The following is an 18933-nucleotide window of genomic DNA, read 5'->3' on the forward strand; positions in this document are numbered from 1 at the left end:
CCCGCCGTACACCCGACCGAGCGCCGCCCGCACTGTGAGATTCCGGAAACCCCCGCGCAACGAAACCTCACGGAAACACACCCGTACGCAACCGGAAACGCATCCCGGTGACCCTCTGACGAGCCACCGCACCGTTGGAGACAACCGTGACCCTTGCTGCCGCACGAGCCGCAGAGATCGACACCGGCGACACCGCCTGGCTGCTCGCCGCCACCGCCCTCGTCCTGCTGATGACCCCGGGCCTGGCCCTGTTCTACGGCGGCATGGTCCGCACGAAGAGCGTCCTCAACATGCTGATGATGAGCTTCGTGTCCATCGCCCTGGTCACCGTCGTATGGCTGGCCTGCGGGTACTCGCTCGCCTTCGGCGACGACATCGGAGGCGGGATCATCGGCGGCCTCGATCACGCCGGGATGGCGGGCCTCGGGCCGGAGAGCGTGCAGGGCACCGTCCCCACCGTCCTGTTCGCCACCTTCCAGCTCACCTTCGCGATCATCACGGCCGCGCTGATCAGCGGCGCGGTCGCGGACCGGGCGAAGTTCGGGGCCTGGCTCGTGTTCGTGCCCGTGTGGGCGCTGCTCGTATACGTTCCGGTCGCCCACTGGACCTGGGGCCCCGGCGGGTGGATCCTCGACCGCCTCGGTGCCCTCGACTTCGCCGGCGGTCTGCCCGTCGAGATCACCTCCGGTGCCTCCGGACTCGCCCTCTGCCTCGTCCTCGGCCCGCGCCTCGGGTTCAAGAAGGACGCCATGCGGCCGCACAACCTTCCCATGGTCGTGCTGGGCGCGGGGCTGCTCTGGTTCGGCTGGTTCGGCTTCAACGCCGGCTCGGCCCTCGGCGCCAACGGCCTCGCGGCCGCCGCCTTCCTCAACACCCTCGCCGCCGGCTGCACCGGCCTGCTCGGCTGGCTCTTCGTCGAGCAGAGGCGCGACGGCCACCCGACGACGCTGGGTGCGGCGTCCGGCGCGGTCGCGGGCCTCGTCGCGATCACGCCGTCCTGCGGCTCCGTCTCGCTCCTCGGCGCACTCGTCGTGGGCCTCGCCGCCGGTGTCGTCTGCTCCTACGCGGTGAGCTGGAAGTTCAAGTTCGATTACGACGACTCGCTCGACGTCGTCGGCGTCCACCTCGTCGGCGGCGTCGTCGGCACGCTCCTCATCGGCGTCTTCGCCGTCGAGTCGATGACCGGCAAGGCCGAGGGCCTCCTCTACGGCGGCGGGCTCGCCCAGCTCGGCAAGCAGCTCGTGGCCGTGGTCGTCGTCGCGGCGTACGCGTTCCTCGCCACGTACGGCATCGGCAAGGTCATCGACAAGGTCCTGGGCTTCCGCGCGAGCGAGGAACAGGAGCACACCGGCCTGGACCTTACGGTGCACGCCGAGACGGCATACGATCACGGCGTCCTGGGCCACGGCGCCCCGGTCACCTCGTCCGTCCCCTCCTCCGTCCCCGCCCCGCAGAAGGTCAAGAAGCAGGCATGAAGCTCATCACCGCGATCGTCAAGCCGTACCGGCTCGACGAGGTCAAGACCGCCCTCCAGGAACTCGGCGTGCACGGTCTGACCGTGACCGAGGCGAGCGGCTACGGCCGGCAGCGCGGCCACACGGAGGTGTACCGGGGCGCGGAGTACCAGGTCGACCTGGTGCCGAAGGTCCGGATCGAGGTCGTCGTGCAGGACGCGGAGTCCGACGACGTCATCGACGCCATCGTCAAGGCCGCCCAGACCGGCAAGATCGGCGACGGCAAGGTCTGGGCGCTGCCGGTCGAGACGGTCGTACGCGTGCGCACGGGTGAGCGCGGCCCCGACGCCCTGTAAAGCCGTACAGAGCTGTACAGCCGTACGCCGTACGGCGCCGGGACCGCGCCCCGTCAGCGCGGCACGCGCGTCAGTCGAACACGAACGGGCCCGGCGACTGCGGCCCGGCCGCCGTACACGTGATGGTGATGCCGAAGACGGTCATCTGCAGTGAGCCGCCGAAGGCCTCCAGGCTGTCCCCGGAGGCGACGGTGCCGCTGAGCGGGCCGACCTGGACGGGGTCGCCGGCGGCCATCGCCGGGTTCTCCGTGCCGGTGAAGGCGACGGTGCCGCCGCCCGCCTTCACGAAGGTGAGCGTCGAGGCGATCGAGTCCTCCGACAGCGCGATCGGCGCGGTGATCGCGGAGGAGTTGACGGTGACGGTGGCGGCGGTGCCGTCCTGGGTCGCTGTGAGGGTGGCCTCGCCGCCGCCGAAGCTGCCGCAGTCGGCGGTGATCGTGGCGGTGCCGGGGGCGACGGCGAGGGCGGCGGGCGCGAAGGCCAGGCCGGTGACCGCGAGGGTCCCGGCCGCCAGTGCCGCGCCTGCTCCGATGCGCATGCGTCTCATGGGGATCCGCTCCCTTTCGAGGTGGGGGAAATCCTGCGTGCGGGGTGGGGGACTGCTCGGCAGGTGGGTGCGGACACACTGCGTGGAGAGCGTGCAACTGAATCTGACGGTCCGTCGGATCCGTCGTTTCCATTGATGCGCGTGGGGCGAGGGTCGGCAAGGGTGATTTCCGGCCTCAACTACCGACGGGTCACCTACTTGCGGTCAGGTGTTGCCGGGTCAGGTCTTGCTGGGTGACATGTCCTGCAGGCCCACCACGCGCAGGAGTTGAAGCCGCTCGTACGCCTCCGTGCCCGGGCGGGCGGTGTGGACGACCAGGAGGTGGTGGTGTTCATGGCTGACCATGACCTCGCAGTCCAGCTCCAGCAGACCGACCAGCGGATGCACGAAGCGCTTCGTCGCCCGGTTGCGCTGGGACACCTCGTGCTCGTCCCACAGGCGTGCGAACTCCTCGCTGGACGCACGCAGTTCGGCGACCAGCGCGGCCGGTTCGGGATCGTCGGGGCGGGCCGCGGCCACCGCGCGCAGGGTGGCCACGTGGGCGCGCGCATGGCCCGCGAGGTCCTCCGCCGGGAAGAGGGTGCGCGCGGCCGGGTCCAGGAAGAACAGGCGGGTCAGGTTGCGCTCGCGTCGCGGGCGGGACATCACGTCGCCGACCAGCGCCTTGGCCATCGCGTTCTGGGCGAGTACCTCGCCGCAGTCGTTCACCACCTGCGCCGGGGTGTCGTGCAGCCGGTCCAGGATCAGCAGCAGCCCGGGACGGACGTGCGCCGACGCCGTCTCACGGCGCGGGGGCTCCTCGCCCGCCAGGTGGAAGAGGTGATCCTGCTCGATGTCGGTCAGGCGCAGCGCGCGGGCCAGGGCGGTCAGCATCTGGCGGGACGGGCGTGGGCCCCGGGACTGTTCGAGGCGGGTGTAGTAGTCCACCGACATGCCGGCCAGCTGCGCCACCTCCTCGCGGCGCAGGCCGGGCGTACGACGCCGGGAGCCCGGTGCCAGGCCCACGTCCGGCGGGGTCAGCCGGGCACGGCCACGGCGCAGGAAGTCGGCGAGTTCGGCTCGGTTCACCCCTCCAGCGTGCGGTACGCCGCGCTGCTTATCCAGGGACTGCCGATCCCCTGATCAACGGGTCTCTCCCGCTCCCGTCGGCGCCGTCCGAGGGTGGTCGGTGACGAGAGGAGCACATGATGCTGACATTGGTGACGGGTACGACGGGTCAGGTCGGCCGGCGCTTCGTGCCGAGGCTGCTGGCGCAGGCCCGGCCGGGGGAGCGGGTGCGCGTGCTGGTGCGGGACGCGGCGCGGGGCGAGCCCTTCGCCGAGCTGGGCGCCGAGGTCGTCGTCGGCGACCTGCGGGACTCGGAGGCGCTCGGCAAGGCGGTCGCCGGGGTCGACGCGGTCGTGAACGTCGCGGCGTCCTTCCGCGGGGTCCCGGACGAGGAGGCGTGGGCCGTCAACCGGGACGCGGCCGTGGAGCTGGGGCGCGCCGCGGCGGCTGCCGGGGTGGAGAGGTTCGTGCAGGTCAGCACGGGGTTGGTGTACGGCACCGGACGGGGTCGTCCGCTGACCGAGGACGACGAGTCCCGGCCGGGCGGGGCGATGTGGGGCGCCTATCCCGAGTCCAAGGCGCACGCCGAGCGGGAGCTGCTCGCGTTGGAGGGCCTGGACGTACGCATCGGCCGGCTTCCCTTCGTGTACGGCGAGGGCGACCCGCACCTGGCCCAGTCCCTGATGTGGGCCGGGAACTGGGCCGCGACCCAGCGGCTGCACATGGGGCATCACGCGGATGTCGCCCAGGGGCTGCTGCGGATCCTTCATGCGCCGGGGATCGCGGGTCGGATCTACAACATCGCCGACGACACACCCGTGACGGCGGTGGAGTTGCATCAGCTCAACGGGGTCGAGGTGCCGGAGGAGTTGTACGGGCGTACTGATCCTGACCCGTGGCTGGCGATCACGTCCACGGAGCGGATTCGGCGGGAGCTGGGTTATCGGCCGGTGTATCCGTCCGTTTACGCAGCGAGGGAGGCTGGAGCGCTCTAAGGGGGTGCCACGAGGGGTAGTCGGGCGTCTGCGGGTTCGGTGTGGCTGGTCGCGCAGTTCCCCGCGCCCCTTAGGGGCGTCTAGTCCACGCCTCTGATACGGCCCACCAGCACCGCCCCCGCCAACCCGATCACCGCCGCCACCGCGTACAGCACCCGGTAGCCGCCCAGGTACGTCACGATCGGGGCGGCGAGGGCGGGTGCCGCCACCTGGGGCAGGGCATTCGCCACGTTGATGACGCCCAGGTCCTTGCCCCGGTCCAGCGCCTTCGGCAGGACGTCCGTCATCAGGGCGAAGTCGACCGACATGAACACCCCGAGGGCCACGCCCAGCAAGGCCGCCACGACGATCGCGCCCGCCCACGTCTGCCAGGCGGCCAGCAGGGCGGTGGCCGCCGCCATCAGTACCCCGGACCACATCACGAACGGCTTGCGGCGCCCCACCCGGTCCGACCGGACGCCGCCCACCACCACCGTGGCCAGCAGCGCCACGCTGTCCACCGCGGTCAGGATCAGCACGCCCTGCTCGGGGTCGTCGTGGTGGAGGCGGTCCCGCAGGTAGTAGAGGAGGTAGAGAAGCACCAGCGCGTTGCTGAGGTTGATCAGGAAGCGGGTCAGCCAGGCCCAGGCGAAGTCCGGGTGGCGGCGGGGGCTCAGCCAGAAGCCGCTGAGGAAGGCCTTCGCCGACCAAGCCGGCCGGTCCGCGAACCCCAGCCTGAGATCCCGGTACCTGAGCACATACGGCAGCACCCCCGCCACCGCGAACACCGCGCACGCCGCATACCCGGCCGCGATCCCGCCCGCCGCCGTCGCCAGCCCCGTCCCGGCGACGGCCCCGAGGATCTGCGCCGCCCCCAGCCAGCCGCCCACCGCGCCCCGTTGCAGCCGCGGCACCCGGTCCGGTACCGCCGCCGTCACCGCCGCGAACGCGGCGTTCAGGGTCAGCTGGACCAGGCACCAGCCGACCGCCATCGCCCACAGCCCGCCGGCACCGGCGAGCAGCAGCAGCGACAGCGCGCCACCCGCCGCACCGGCCACGATCCACGGCGTACGGCGGCCCCAGCGGGCCGTGGTGCGGTCCGACAGCGCGCCGAAGAACGGGTTCGCGGCCAGCGACACGGCCGCGCCCGCGCCGGTCACCCACGCCAGCAGCGTCTCCTTCGACATCCCCGTGCCGGGTGCGAAGTCCTCCGCCTGCCGGGCCAGCAGGATCTGCAGCGGGCCGTACCAGCCCACCCAGATCGCCACGTTGGCCAGCGACAGCGCCGCCGTCCAGCCCCGGCCGACCCGGTCGACCGGCTCGGCGAGGGCGCCGACCGTCATCCCTGCGCCCGGAGCATGTCCCGCAGCCAGCCGTACGACGCCTTCGGGGTCCTGGCGAGGGTCGCGGAATCCTCGAAGTCCACGTGGACGAGTCCGAACCGGCGCGCGTACCCCTCCGCCCACTCGAAGTTGTCCAGCAGCGACCAGACGAAGTACCCGCGCACGTCGACGCCCGCCTCCACCGCCCGGTGCAGCGCGCGGATGTGGCCGTCCAGGTAGGCGATCCGCTCCTGGTCGTCGATGCCCTCGTAACTGCAGCCGTTCTCGGTGATGACGACGGGCGGCAGCCGGTCGCCGTAGCGCTCGCGGAAGCCGGTGAGCAGCTCCGTCAGGCCCTCCGGCACGACCGGCCAGCCGAAGTCCGTCACCGGTACGCCCTCGATCTGCTGGACCGAGAAGGGCAGTTCGGCCGGGATGGTCAGGCCGCCGAACTCGATGTCCGCGCCCTGCGGGGCGCCCACCCGGGTCGGCGCGTAGTAGTTGATGCCGTAGAAGTCCAGCGGCTCCGCGATGACCTTGAGGTCGGCCGGGACGTCCCCGGGCATCAACTCCCCGATGCCCTCCGGGTATGCGCCGAGCAGCAGCGGGTCGGCGAACAGCCGGTTCAGCAGCAGGTCGTAGAAGTCCGCGGCCTCCAGGTCCGGTTGGTCTCGGGAGGCGGGCCACGTCGGCCCGTGTGAGTTGGCGATCCCGATGTCACCGGCTCCGGCGGCACGCAGGGCCTGGACGGCCAGACCGTGGCCCAGGAGCTGGTGGTGGGCGACCGGAAGGGCGTCGAACATCAGCTGCTTGCCGGGGGCGTGGGCGCCGAGCGCGTGCCCGAACAGGGTGTGCTCGGCCGGCTCGTTGAGGGTGATCCACTTCTCCACGCGGTCACCGAGGCGTCCGGCGACCACGGAGACGTACTCCGCGAAGCGTGCGGCGGTGTCCCGGTCGAGCCAGTCGAGGGTCACCGGAAGATCCCAGTGGAAGAGGGTCGGGACCGGGCGTACGCCCGCCGCGCACAGCTCGTCCACGAGACGGTCGTAGAAGTCGAGGCCTTTCTCCGCACGCACCCGCGGCCAGGAGATCGAGAAGCGGTACGCGTCCACGCCCAGGTCCGCCAGCAGGGCCACGTCCTCGCGGTAGCGGTGGTAGTGGTCGCAGGCCACCGCCGCCGTGGAGCCGTCCTTGATCCGGCCCGGCTCGGCCGTGAAGGCGTCCCAGACGGACGGTTCGCGCTCGTCCGCCGCTCCCTCGATCTGGTGGGCCGAGGTCGAGACGCCCCACAGGAAGCCGGCCGGGAACTGGGGTATCGGGTCAGTCGCCATGCGCCGGATCATCCGTACCGTCGGTAACAGAAGTCAACGCCCCGGCGTGAACTGCCCGTTACGCGCCTCTACGCTCCCTCCTTCAGCACCCTGGAGATCAGCTTGCGCTGTTCGTCCGTGAGCCGGGGATCGGAGCAGTACACCGTCTTGCCGTCCACGGTGATCTGGTAGCTGAAGCCGTCCGGAACCCCGATGGGAGGCGTGCCCCGGCCGTCCGCGACCGCGCGTTCGGCCAGGGCCTGCCACTCCTGGGCGTCGGGCCGCCCCGAGGTGTCCACCTCGGCGTGCCGCTCGATGCCCGCGAATCCGCCCGTGCGCCGTACCTGAATACGCATGGGTTCCTGTCTAGTACGGACTTACAGGATCCGCACCCCGACCTGCTCCCATGCCTTCTGTACGGCCTGGAGCTCCTCGCCGCCGTCGCCGAAGCGCTCGCGGGCGGCCTTGACGGTCAGCCCCGCGAAGTCGGTGAACAGCGCCCGGTCCGACAACTCGCCGCCGGTCAGGACGTCGTACCAGATCTGTCCCGCCTTCTCCCAGGCGTGGCCGCCGAGCGCGGTGGCGGCCAGGTAGAAGGCGTGGTTGGGGATGCCGGAGTTGATGTGGACGCCGCCGTTGTCGCGGCCGGTGCGGACGTAGTCGTCCATGGTCGCGGGCTGCGGGTCCTTGCCGAGGACGTCGTCGTCGTAGGCGGTGCCGGGCTCCTTCATGGAGCGCAGGGCCTTGCCGGTGACGCTCGGGGCGAGCAGGCCCGCGCCGATCAGCCAGTCGGCCTCGGCGGCGGTCTGGCCGAGCGTGTATTGCTTGATCAGCGAGCCGAAGACGTCCGACATCGACTCGTTCAGGGCGCCCGGCTGGCCGTAGTAGGTGAGGTTCGCCGTGTACTGGGTGACGCCGTGGGTGAGCTCGTGGCCGATGACGTCGATCGGGATGGTGAAGTCGAGGAAGATCTCGCCGTCACCGTCGCCGAACACCATCTGCTCGCCGTTCCAGAAGGCGTTGTTGTAGTTCTCGTCGTAGTGGACGGTGGCGTCCAGGGGCAGGCCGTCGCCGTCGATGGAGTGGCGGCTGTAGGCCTTGAGGAAGAGCTCGAAGGTGGCGCCGAGCCCGGAGTAGGCGCGGTTGACCGTGGCGTCCTGGCCGGGGTCCTCGCCCTCGCCGCGGACCTTGGTGCCGGGCAGGGAGGTGCCGTGCTCGGCGTCGTAGATGGTGCGCAGCGGCTGGTCCGACGGTGCCTTCGCCGCCGGGGCGGCCGCGAGGGCGAACTCGGTCGTGACGCGGCGCCGGCCGCGCAGCTCGCTGTCGCGCATCAGGGTCCGCTGGGCGGGACCGGAGAGTGCGGGGTCGTCGTTCCGTGCCAGCTTGTCGAGGACGTGCGGCGGTACGACGGTGCAGAAGACGGGCTCGAAGCCCCCGTTCGTCGTCATGCCCGGCACCCTTGCACTGAGTCATGGCCGTGTCACTACCCGCAACCATGATTGGTGAAATATACGGACAGGGAGCGCCACGCTCCGTGACGAAGTGGTATGGCGCACTTTTTGTCCCATTCGCACCCCGGGTCCCGCATACTGATACGACGCCCCGCACGGGGAACGGCTCGGCTAGCATGCTTCGCATCATGCGTTTCGGGCTGCTTCTTCTTAGCTGCCGCGGCGAGGGCCTGTAGTCCAGGTCGACTCCCTCCCCGCGGAGCTTGGCGTTGCGTCGTCGGCCGTCCTTCCGGACACCCTGAGGAGCCCGAGTCATCATGGCGAACCGCCAGCAGCCCAGCAGCATGCCGATCCACAAGTACGGCCAGTACGAGCAGGTCGACATTCCCGACCGCACCTGGCCCGAGAAGCGGATCACCTCCGCTCCCCGCTGGCTCTCCACGGACCTGCGCGACGGCAACCAGGCCCTGATCGACCCGATGTCGCCCGAGCGCAAGCGCCGGATGTTCGACCAGCTGGTCAAGATGGGCTACAAGGAGATCGAGGTCGGCTTCCCCGCGTCGGGCCAGACGGACTTCGACTTCGTACGGTCGATCATCGAGGAGCCCGGGGCCATCCCCGACGACGTCACCATCTCCGTACTGACCCAGGCCCGTGAGGACCTGATCGAGCGGACGGTCGAGTCGCTGAAGGGCGCCAAGCGCGCCACCGTGCACCTGTACAACGCCACCGCGCCGGTCTTCCGCCGGGTCGTCTTCCGCGGCTCCAGGGACGACATCAAGCAGATCGCCGTCGACGGCACCCGCCTGGTGATGGAGTACGCCGAGAAGCTGCTGGGCCCGGAGACCGAGTTCGGCTACCAGTACAGCCCCGAGATCTTCACCGACACCGAGCTGGACTTCGCGCTGGAGGTCTGCGAGGCGGTCATGGCCGTCTGGCAGCCCGGCCCGGGCCGCGAGATCATCCTGAACCTGCCCGCCACGGTGGAGCGTTCGACGCCGTCCACGCACGCGGACCGCTTCGAGTGGATGGGCCGCAACCTGTCCCGCCGCGAGCACGTCTGCCTGTCGATCCACCCGCACAACGACCGCGGTACGGCCGTCGCCGCCGCCGAGCTGGCACTGATGGCCGGCGCCGACCGCGTCGAGGGCTGCCTGTTCGGACAGGGTGAGCGCACCGGCAACGTCGACCTGGTCACCCTGGGCATGAACCTGTTCTCGCAGGGCGTCGACCCGCAGATCGACTTCTCCGACATCGACGAGATCCGTCGCGTCTGGGAGTACTGCAACCAGATGGAGGTCCACCCGCGCCACCCGTACGTGGGCGACCTGGTCTACACGTCCTTCTCCGGCTCCCACCAGGACGCCATCAAGAAGGGCTTCGACGCGATGGAGGCCGACGCGGCCGCCAAGGGCGTCACCGTCGACGACATCGAGTGGGCCGTGCCGTACCTGCCGATCGACCCGAAGGACGTCGGGCGGTCGTACGAGGCGGTCATCCGCGTCAACTCGCAGTCCGGCAAGGGCGGTATCGCGTACGTCCTGAAGAACGACCACAAGCTGGACCTGCCGCGCCGGATGCAGATCGAGTTCTCGAAGATCATCCAGGCGAAGACGGACGCCGAGGGCGGCGAGGTCACCGGCTCCGACATCTGGGCGGTCTTCCAGGACGAGTACCTGCCGAACCCCGAGAACCCGTGGGGTCGGATCCAGGTCAAGAACGGGCAGTCGACGACCGACACGGACGGTGTGGACACGCTGAAGGTGGAGGCCACGGTCGACGGCGTCGACACCGTGCTGGCCGGTACGGGCAACGGTCCGATCTCGGCCTTCTTCGACGCGCTGGCGAAGATCGACGTCGATGCGCGGCTGCTGGACTACCAGGAGCACACGATGAGCGAGGGGGCGTCCGCGCAGGCCGCCTCGTACATCGAGTGTGCGATCGACGGCAAGGTGCTGTGGGGTATCGGCATCGACGCGAACACGACGCGGGCCTCGCTGAAGGCGGTTGTGTCGGCGGTCAACCGGGCGGCTCGTTGACGCTCCTCTCCGGTGGGTGGGTTCTGACCTGCTCGCCGTAGGCCCACCGGCGAGTGGGTGAGTGTGAGCCCGTCGTGGCTGGTCGCGCAGTTCCCCGCGCCCCTTTGGGGCGCGGGGTTCCGTCGTTATTCGGCCATCGGTCCGTGCAGGTCACGGAAAGGTCTCGTCCGGGGTGCTGACTCCGCGTCCGGGATGTGGCTAACATCACGCAAGCGCGGCGACGTTGCCGCGGGGTTTCGCGGAGGTGCGACGTGCTGCCAGGACGGGGACGAGACGGCCGTGCCGCCAGGCTTGCGCGCATCCTGGGCACCCGCATCGCGTGGTCGGCCGTCGGTGACGGCGAGTTCTTCTGCCCCGGGTGCGGGGGCGACCGCAACTATCAGCGGCTGACCGGGCACCGTCGCTTCACCCTGCTCGGGGTGCCCGTGCTGCCGCGTGGTGAGACCGGCCCCGTCGTGGAGTGCGCGGCCTGCCGTCGGCACTTCGGCACCGACGTCCTGGACCATCCGACGACCACCCGCTTCTCGGCGATGCTCCGCGACGCCGTCCACACCGTCGCCCTGGCGGTGCTGGCCGCGGGCGGCACCTGCGCCCGTCCGTCGCTGGAGGCCGCGGCGGCCACGGTGCGTGCGGCAGGCTTCGACGACTGTACGGAGGAGCAGCTGAACGCCCTGGTCGAGGCGCTGGCCGCGGACACCGGGCGGGTCTTCTCCGAGCCCTGCGGGGCCGGGCTGGCCATAGAGCTGCACGAGGCCCTCGACCCGCTCGCCCCACACCTCGCCCCGGTCGGACGCGAGTCCATCCTGCTCCAGGGCGCTCGAATCGCCCTGGCCGACGGCCCCTACACGCCGGCCGAGCGCGACGTGCTGTCGACGGTCGGCGCCGCCCTCACCATCGGCGCCGAGGACGTGATCCGGCTGCTGGCCGCGGCGGCGCGCACACCGTCGTAGGCCCGGGCGCCCCGCTCCTCGTCGAACTGTGCGCCGCTCGCGGCGATGACCAGGACGGCGATGCCGACGAGCACCTGCAGGCCGGCGCTGACGACGGCGCGCAGCCAGTACAGCAGGGCGGCGGTCAGCAGTACGACGCCGCCGGCGAGGCCCACGTAGAGCCAGTTGGCGGTGAGATCGATGTCGGAGTTGTCCGCGGCGGGGTCGAACGGCTCCCAGCCGCTGTAGTCGATGCCGATCAGAAAGGCCACGACGGTCCCGACGGCATCCAGGACGAGCAGCCCGACGGCCAGGGCGATGTCCCCGGCGACGGGCAGTCCCCGGCGTCCGGTGGGTGGGGGCGGCACGTTCTCGCCGCGGAAGTGCGGGAGTCCGGAGGGCCGGGCGGGGGTGGTCATGGGGACGAGTCTCTCCCGAAGACAGGAACGGGTCTTGAGTACGGATACTCAAGACCCGGTGTCGTAGGGATGTCAGCCGTGGCGGCTGTGGGGTACAGGCCCATCCCGGTGAAGGTGCGCTCCAGGGAGTCGGCGTACAGGCGGGCGCCGCTCGGCGTCCACTTGCCGGAGACGTACTTGCCGCCCTCACCGGCGAAGGTGAACTGGAACGTGCCCTTCGTGGCGACCGTGCAACCGCGTCCTCGGCTTCCCCCTGAGGGTTGGCCGCAGGTATGCCTGCGTCGTGGCGACACCGGCGGACAGCGCCATGGTGAGGGCTGCCGTCACCGGTATCCGCACACGCCGCAGCAGCGCGTCGCGTATCACCGTGGAATCTCTTCCTGCGAAGTTCAACGTTCCCCTTGCAAAGGGAACGCACGGCACAGTCGGCGAAGGAGACGGCGGTGGTCGCGCGAGCCGAGTGGTCGCGTGGTCACCGACCGCACTGGTCAGGATGCGGCCGTGCCGGGCACATGGGTGCGACGGGCAGCAAGGTGAGACGCAAGGCGTCGCGGGACATAGCGCAGCATTCCCCCGTGAAAAGCGCGCATGGGGAACCGATGTTCGGTTCAGTGGTCACCTGGAACGTATCAGGTGCCACAGTGCGTGTCACCCACACTTTTCACAGCGCACTCACACGTGACACACAACACGCCAGTTCCCACTGCCCGGAGATCTGACGGCGGGTATGGTTTCGCTGACCACTCAACCGCCACGCTGTGCAACTGCACATGTTCTGGCGGAGTTTCACAGCCTTACAGGGGGAACCACCATGTCCCGTGCGCTCGTTCGCAGCCTCGCCGCCGGCGCCGCGCTGCTCACCACCGCGTTCGTGACTCCCGCGGCCACCGCCGCCACACCCACCGTCGACACCCTGCGCGTGCCGGGGACCAGCGTGCAGCTCACGCCGACCGCGTCCGAGCAGACCAAGTCCATCGCCGCGCAGAACCAGAAGGCCGTCAGGGCGACCGCCACCATGTGCGGCTCCGGCTACAAGCTGGACGTCGCCGAGCGCCTGCCCGACTCCCGCCGCTACGGCACCCTGTTCACCTACACCAAGTCCAACAGCCAGGGCTTCTCCGGTGCTTGCGCCGTCTTCGACAACAACATGCCGGGTGGCATGAAGATGAAGCTCAAGCTGTGCCCGAACCGCGTCAACCCGACCTGCAAGGTCGACGAGGGCCTCTTCACCGAGTACGCGGGCCCGGTCAAGATCGAGGGCAGCCACTCCTACGTGTTCTGCTCGACGGTGTACGCCATCATGTGGGACGGCATCGCGGGCCCCGCCATCATCGACGCCAAGCGCACCGCCACCCCCTGCGACTGACCTTCTGCCTCAACGGCACCCGACGACCGGTTGCTGCCGGGTGAGGGGAAGACCCCGGCAGCAACCGGTACCTGCGCGCGCACCTGCCGCTGCCCGCAGTACTCCCCGGGGAGTAAAGCCCCCGTTCAGCCGACCCCGGCAGTACCCCCGAACTCGCCCTCACGCCCGACGATCCACCCCCTCCCGGCCGGGAGTCTGGAACCGACCCAGACACCCGGACCGGAGGGAGGCCCGTCAGATGGGGGCCGTAAGAACTGCTGCGCGGCGACGGCGTGCCGTGCCCTGGCTCGTACTGGGGCTGTGGATCGCCGTGCTCGCGCTCGCCTCGCCGTTCGCGTCGAAACTGGCGGACGTCCAGCGCGACCGTGCCATCGACTACCTGCCGGCGAGCGCCGACTCCACCCAGGTGGCGAAGATCCAGGAGCGGCTGCCCGGTGGCGAGGCCACCGAGATGGTCGTCGTCTACCACCGCGACGGCGGCCTGACCGCCGCCGACAAGGCCACCGCCGCCGACCAGATCGACCGGATCGCGAGCGCGCACCGGCTCACCGGCGAACCGCGGGGCGTCCCGTCCCGGGACGGCACCACCCTGATGTACCCGGTGGCCAGCACCGAACCCGGCCAGGACGAGGACGCCCGCGACGCCCTCGTGGGCGACGTACGGGACGTGGCGCAGGGCGGCGACGGACTGAGCGTCGACGTCGGCGGCGAGGCGGCGCTCCTCACCGACTCCCGCGAGGTCTACCAGTCACTGGACGGGCCGCTGCTCTACACCACCGTCGCGGTCGTCGCGCTCCTGCTGATCATCATCTACCGCAGCCCCTTCCTGTGGCTGGTGCCGCTCGCCGTCGCGGGCGTGGCCGACTACCTGTCGATGGCTGTCGCCTACGGCCTGAACCGGTGGTTCGACACCCCGGTCTCCGGCGCGGGCTCCGGCATCATGACCATCCTCGTCTTCGGCGCCGGCACCGACTACGCGCTGCTGCTCGTCTCCCGCTACCGCGAGGAACTGCGCCGCGTCGAGCGGCCATACGACGCCATGGTCGCGGCGCTCAAGGGCTGCGGGCCGGCCGTGCTCGCCTCCTCCGGGACCGTCGCCGTCGGCCTGCTCTGCCTGCTCGCCGCCGACCTCAACTCCAGCCGCGGCATGGGTCCGCTCGGCACCGTCGGCGTGCTGTGCGCGCTGGCCGCCATGCTGGTGCTGCTGCCCGCGATCCTCGTGCTGCTCGGCCGGCGCGTGTTCTGGCCGCTCGTGCCCCGCTACGGCAGCACGCCCAAGGCCCGCCGGTCCCTGTTCACCGCCATGGGCAGCTCCGCCGGACGCCGGCCGCTGGCGGTGCTCACGGGCGGTGTCGTCCTGCTGGGCGCGCTGGCCCTCGGCACCCTGAACCTCCCCGGCAGCCTCAAGCAGCAAAACTCCTTCACCAGCACCCCCGACTCGGTCGCCGCCATGGAAACCCTCGCCGCGGCCTACCCCGAGCGCGGCACGCGGCCCCTCACCGTCATGACGCCGGACGGCCGTACCGACGACACGCTCGCGTCGGTCCGCGGCACGCGGGGCGTCGACAGCGCGCAGGAAGGACGTACCGGAAACGGCTGGACCGAGATCTCCGTCTTCGCCTCCGCACCGCCCCAGTCCGCCGGCGAGACGGCCACCATCGAGGCCCTGCGCGACCGGCTCGACGGCTCCTACGTCGGCGGCACCAGCGCCCAACAGCTCGATCTGAAGGACACCAGCGCCCGGGACCGCCTGGTCGTCGTGCCGCTCGTGCTGCTGTCCGTGCTGCTGATCCTGGTCGCCCTGCTGCGGTCGCTCGTCGCGCCGCTGATGCTGGTGGGGGCCGTGGTCGCGGTGTGGGGCGCGGCGCTCGGCATCGGCGGGCTCGTCTTCGGGCCGCTGTTCGGCTTCGAGGGCACCGACCCCGGACTCGGCCTGCTGTCCTTCGTGTTCCTCGTCGCGCTCGGCGTCGACTACGGCATCTTCCTGATGCACCGCATGCGCGAAGAATCCCTGAACGGCGCCGAACCCGTCGCCGCCGCGCTCACCGCACTGCGCACCACGGGCGGGGTCATCGCCTCCGCCGGACTCGTCCTCGCGGCGACCTTCGCGGTGCTCACCAACATGCCGCTGGTGCAGCTCGTCGAGCTGGGCTTCGTCATCGCGGTGGGCGTGCTCCTGGACACCTTCCTCGTCCGCACCTACCTGGTGACCAGCGCGAGCGTCGCACTGCGGCGCAAGGTGTGGTGGCCCGGAAGGCTCTCCCGGGAGCCCGAACGGCCGGTGCCACCGAGGGAACCGGAACCCGTACCCGCGGCGACCCACTGATCCGAACGGCGCCCCTCCTCTGCCGGAGGGGCGCCGTCCCAGCGGAAGATGAGCCCGTGCAGCCCACCACCACACCTGTGCAGCCGAGCACCCCGGCGGAGCGACCCCGCCGCGGCGAACGGATCATGGCGGCGATCAACCGCGACCCGATGACCGCCCCGCACGCCCTCCGCAACGACGCCCTCCTCGCCGTCGCCGCCGCCGTCGCGGCCGTCTGCCTGGCCCTCTTCACCGACGAGTCCCGTCGGCCCGACGCCCTCGGCTGGACACTCCTGCTCGCCGTCCACGTACCGCTCGTGTGGCGGCGCCGCCGGCCGCTGCTCGTGCTCGCCGCGGTGGTCGCGCTCGGCATCCCGTACCACGCACTCGACAACAACCACAGCTCCCCCACCCCCGCCGCGATCATCGCGCTCTACACCGTCGCCGTCACCCAGCGCCCCGCCCGCACGGTCCTGACCGGCCTCACCGTCCTCGGCGTCACCCTCACCGCGATGCTCACCCTCGGCGAGACCCGGCAGGCCATCGAACTGCTGCGCATCTCCGGCTGGCTCCTCGCCGTGATCTTCACCGGCATCGACGTGCGCTACTACCGCCAGTACGTCCGCTCCATCGTCGAACGCGCCGAACGCGCCGAACGCACCCGCGAGGAGGAGGCCCGCCGAAGGGTCGCCGAGGAGAGGCTCCGTATCGCCCGCGACCTGCACGACCTGCTCGCCCACAGCATCACGCTCATCGGCGTGCAGACGTCGGTCGCCGCGCACGTGCTGGCCGCCGACCCCGAACGCCTCGACCGCGAGACGGTCGCGAAGTCCCTCGACGACATCGCCGAGACCTGCCGCACGGCACGCGGTGAACTCCGTACGACGCTGGAGGTGCTGCGCGAGCAGGGCGTCGCCGGCGAGGCGCGCGGCCCGCTGCCCGGGCTCGACGGGGTGCCGGACCTGGTGGAGGCGGCACGGCTGGCCGGGGCGCGGGTGGCCCCCGCGCTACGGGTGCGGGAGGTGCCGCCCGCCGTGGGCGCGGCCGCGTACCGCATCGTGCAGGAGGCGCTGACGAACGTCGTGCGGCACGCGGGACCCGAACCGGCCGTACGCGTCGAGCTGTACGAGGAGGAGGGCGCCCTGCGGGTGTCGGTCACCGACGACGGCACGGGGGCCGGGCCCGGCGGCGGGGCCTCCGGCTATGGCCTCGTCGGCATGCGCGAGCGGGCCCGCAGCGTGGGTGGCACACTCGACGCCGGACCGCGTACGGGGGGCGGGTTCGAGGTGAGTGCCGTGCTCCCGATCGCAGCCGAACGGGAGGGAGACCGATGATCCGCGTACTGCTCGCCGACGACCAGACCCTTGTACGGGAGGCGTTCGCCATGCTGGTCGAGTCGGCCCCGGACATGGAGGTCGTCGGGCAGGCGGCCACCGGCCGGGAGGCCGCGGAACTGGCCCGCGGCACACGCGCCGACCTCGTCGTGATGGACATTCGCATGCCCGACCTCGACGGCATCGAGGCGACCCGCCTCATCGCGGCCGACGACGACCTGGCCGGGGTGCGGGTCCTGGTCCTCACCACCTACGACACCGACGAGAACATCGTCGACGCCCTGCGCGCGGGCGCCTCCGGCTTCCTGGTGAAGGACACCCGCCCCGCCGAACTCCTCGACGCCATCCGCACGGTGGCGGCGGGTGAGGCACTCCTCTCCCCGGGCCCGACGGCACGGCTGATCGAGCGTTTCCTGCGCAGCCCCTCCGCGCCCACGGCCGGGGGACCCGAATGCCTGTCCGACCGTGAACGCGAAGTGCTGACGCTGGTCGCGCGCGGCCTCAACAACACCGAAATCGCCGAGGCCTTGGGCCTGAGCCCGCTGACGGCGAAGACCCACGTCAGCCGCATCATGGGGAAGCTGGGGGCGCGGGACCGGGCGCAGTTGGTCATCGTGGCGTACGAGTCGGGAATGGTGACACCGGGGAGTCTGTGACGGACAGGTCAATGTCTGACTCTCCGTCAAAGGAACTCGATGACCATTCTGAGCCGCACACTCAGTCGTACGTTCCTGGTCACCGCAGCACTTCTGACCACGCCTCTCACCACGGCCGGCAACGCCTCGGCGGACACCGGCTGCACGTCCTCCGTCCCGTACGTCTCGGGCGAGGGCGGCTACGACACGTACCGCATCCCCGCGACGATCACGACCCCACGCGGCACGGTCCTCGTCTTCGCCGAGGGCCGGCACAACAGTGCCGGGGACACCGGCGATATCGATGTCGTCCTCAGACGCTCCACCGACGGCGGCTGCACCTGGGGCCCGATGGCGGTCGTCGCCGCCGGGGACGGGAACACGCGGGGCAATCCTGCGCCGGTGGTGGATCCGCGCACCGGCACGGTCGTGCTGGTCACCTCCTACAACAGCGGTGCTGTGACGGAGGCGGAGATCATGCGGGGAGAGGTGACGGCGGAGGAGAGCCGCCGGGTCTTCGTCCAGCGGAGTGCGGACGACGGCCGCCACTTCTCCTCACCTCGGGACATCACGCGGCAGGTGAAGCCGGCGAACTGGCGCTGGTACGCGACGGGCCCGGGGCACGCGATCGCCCTGCGACGGGGCCCGCACGCCGGACGGCTGGTGGCGGCGGCGAACCACTCGGCGGCACCGCCGCCCGGCTCCGCCGACACCGGGCAGGAGCCCAAGTACTACGGCGCACACGCCCTCTACAGCGACGACGCCGGTCTCACCTGGCGGATCGGCTTCGTGGACGACACCTACGACGGTTTCGGCAACGCCAACGAGTCCACGGCCGCCGAACTCCCCGACGGGCGGCTGTACTTCAACGCCCGCGACCAGCTCGGCACGAGCACCGGCAACCGGCTCGACAGTCATTCCAGCGACGGGGGTATGACCCTGGACCGCCCGTACGCCGTCCAGCCGACCCTCAACGAGGTTCCGGTGGTGGAGGGAAGCGTCCTCCAACTCGTCGGCCCCGGCGCCCCGTTGTTGTTCTCCGCCCCGTCCGTCCCCACCGCCCGCCAGGCCATGGCCGTGTGGCGCAGTACGGACGGCGGAGCGACCTTCACGAAGGCGCTGACGCTGTCTCAGCAACGGGCGGCGTACTCCGACCTCGTGCCGCTCGGGCGGGACGCGGTGGGGATCCTGTACGAGACGGGCGTGACGGGGACGTACGAGACGATCGAGTTCCGCCGGCTGGGGGTGGCGGACCTGACGTAGCCGGCGGCCCAGGACTTCCTCGCCCCCGCCGCCCCTACCCGTCCCGTCCCTGGGGGCTGCCGCCCCCGGACCCCCGCTTCGGCCCTGAAGGGGCCTCGTCCTCAAACGCCGGACGGGCTGAAAAACCAGCCCCTCCGGCGTTTGAGGAGCGGGGGTCCAGGGGGCGGAGCCCCCTGGCGGGG

17 protein-coding genes are annotated in these 18933 nt (G+C 71.0%); 10 read left to right on the top strand and 7 right to left on the bottom strand.

The window, feature by feature from the left end:
• The first annotated feature begins 146 nt into the window (after positions 1–146).
• Positions 147–1475: an ammonium transporter gene (locus ACIBU0_RS43300; protein WP_398830123.1), complete on the top strand. Its 1329-nt coding sequence runs from the start codon at positions 147–149 to the stop codon at positions 1473–1475.
• A complete protein-coding gene (locus ACIBU0_RS43305) occupies positions 1472–1810 on the top strand; it encodes a P-II family nitrogen regulator (protein WP_398830125.1) in 339 nt (112 codons plus the stop codon). The genes ACIBU0_RS43300 and ACIBU0_RS43305 overlap by 4 nt, the downstream gene beginning before the upstream one ends.
• 70 nt (positions 1811–1880) lie before the next feature.
• Here ACIBU0_RS43305 and ACIBU0_RS43310 read toward each other — a convergent pair whose 3' ends face one another.
• Entirely contained in the window at positions 1881–2357 is a 477-nt protein-coding gene (locus ACIBU0_RS43310) for a hypothetical protein (RefSeq protein ID WP_398830128.1), read from the bottom strand.
• Positions 2358–2576: 219 nt separating this feature from the next.
• On the bottom strand, positions 2577–3425 hold the full coding sequence (locus ACIBU0_RS43315) for a helix-turn-helix transcriptional regulator (RefSeq protein WP_398830130.1): 849 nt from the start codon (positions 3423–3425) through the stop codon (positions 2577–2579).
• Between the two features lie 119 nt (positions 3426–3544).
• On the opposite strand from ACIBU0_RS43315, the gene ACIBU0_RS43320 reads away from it, so the two are divergent.
• Positions 3545–4399, top strand: a complete 855-nt coding sequence (locus tag ACIBU0_RS43320) for an NAD-dependent epimerase/dehydratase family protein (RefSeq protein ID WP_398830173.1) — start codon at positions 3545–3547, stop codon at positions 4397–4399.
• Between the two features lie 80 nt (positions 4400–4479).
• Here the strand turns inward: ACIBU0_RS43320 and ACIBU0_RS43325 are convergent, their stop codons facing one another.
• The 4 genes from ACIBU0_RS43325 to ACIBU0_RS43340 are packed head-to-tail and all read right to left on the bottom strand — an operon-like array spanning position 4480 to position 8458.
• Positions 4480–5721: an MFS transporter gene (locus ACIBU0_RS43325; protein ID WP_398830132.1), complete on the bottom strand. Its 1242-nt coding sequence runs from the start codon at positions 5719–5721 to the stop codon at positions 4480–4482.
• Positions 5718–7043, bottom strand: a complete 1326-nt coding sequence (locus tag ACIBU0_RS43330; protein WP_398830135.1) for a GH1 family beta-glucosidase — start codon at positions 7041–7043, stop codon at positions 5718–5720. Before ACIBU0_RS43330 ends, ACIBU0_RS43325 begins: the two co-directional genes overlap by 4 nt.
• A gap of 56 nt (positions 7044–7099) precedes the next feature.
• Positions 7100–7366, bottom strand: coding sequence for a protealysin inhibitor emfourin (locus tag ACIBU0_RS43335; protein WP_398830137.1), 267 nt, complete (start codon positions 7364–7366; stop codon positions 7100–7102).
• Positions 7367–7387: 21 nt separating this feature from the next.
• The gene (locus ACIBU0_RS43340; RefSeq protein ID WP_398830139.1) at positions 7388–8458 is read right to left on the bottom strand and encodes a M4 family metallopeptidase; all 1071 of its coding nucleotides are present in this window, start codon (positions 8456–8458) and stop codon (positions 7388–7390) included.
• 320 nt (positions 8459–8778) lie between these two features.
• On the opposite strand from ACIBU0_RS43340, the gene leuA reads away from it, so the two are divergent.
• Together leuA and ACIBU0_RS43350 are read left to right on the top strand one after the other, a co-directional pair.
• On the top strand, positions 8779–10500 hold the full coding sequence (leuA, locus tag ACIBU0_RS43345; RefSeq protein WP_398830141.1) for a 2-isopropylmalate synthase: 1722 nt from the start codon (positions 8779–8781) through the stop codon (positions 10498–10500).
• 251 nt (positions 10501–10751) lie between these two features.
• Complete coding sequence (locus tag ACIBU0_RS43350) at positions 10752–11450, top strand: TerB family tellurite resistance protein (RefSeq protein WP_398830142.1); 699 nt, start codon at positions 10752–10754, stop codon at positions 11448–11450.
• Here the strand turns inward: ACIBU0_RS43350 and ACIBU0_RS43355 are convergent.
• Positions 11342–11848, bottom strand: a complete 507-nt coding sequence (locus tag ACIBU0_RS43355; protein WP_398830145.1) for a DUF6234 family protein — start codon at positions 11846–11848, stop codon at positions 11342–11344. The two genes, ACIBU0_RS43350 and ACIBU0_RS43355, sit on opposite strands and share 109 nt — an antisense overlap.
• Before the next feature lie 811 nt (positions 11849–12659).
• Between ACIBU0_RS43355 and ACIBU0_RS43360 the strand changes: the two genes are divergently transcribed.
• The 5 genes from ACIBU0_RS43360 to ACIBU0_RS43380 all read left to right on the top strand — a co-directional run bounded on the left by ACIBU0_RS43360 (position 12660) and on the right by ACIBU0_RS43380 (position 18751).
• The gene (locus ACIBU0_RS43360) at positions 12660–13214 is read left to right on the top strand and encodes a hypothetical protein (RefSeq protein WP_398830148.1); all 555 of its coding nucleotides are present in this window, start codon (positions 12660–12662) and stop codon (positions 13212–13214) included.
• Between the two features lie 238 nt (positions 13215–13452).
• Entirely contained in the window at positions 13453–15540 is a 2088-nt protein-coding gene (locus ACIBU0_RS43365) for an MMPL family transporter (RefSeq protein ID WP_398830150.1), read from the top strand.
• Between the two features lie 125 nt (positions 15541–15665).
• Positions 15666–16853 (top strand): sensor histidine kinase, encoded by a 1188-nt coding sequence (locus ACIBU0_RS43370; RefSeq protein ID WP_398830176.1) that lies wholly within the window; start codon positions 15666–15668, stop codon positions 16851–16853.
• A complete protein-coding gene (locus ACIBU0_RS43375) occupies positions 16850–17509 on the top strand; it encodes a response regulator (protein WP_398830153.1) in 660 nt (219 codons plus the stop codon). Before ACIBU0_RS43370 ends, ACIBU0_RS43375 begins: the two co-directional genes overlap by 4 nt.
• Before the next feature lie 39 nt (positions 17510–17548).
• The gene (locus ACIBU0_RS43380) at positions 17549–18751 is read left to right on the top strand and encodes an exo-alpha-sialidase (RefSeq protein WP_398830156.1); all 1203 of its coding nucleotides are present in this window, start codon (positions 17549–17551) and stop codon (positions 18749–18751) included.
• The last annotated feature ends 182 nt before the right edge of the window (positions 18752–18933 follow it).

It is taken from the genome of Streptomyces sp. NPDC049627, from assembly GCF_044465645.1.
GTDB lineage: Bacteria > Actinomycetota > Actinomycetes > Streptomycetales > Streptomycetaceae > Streptomyces.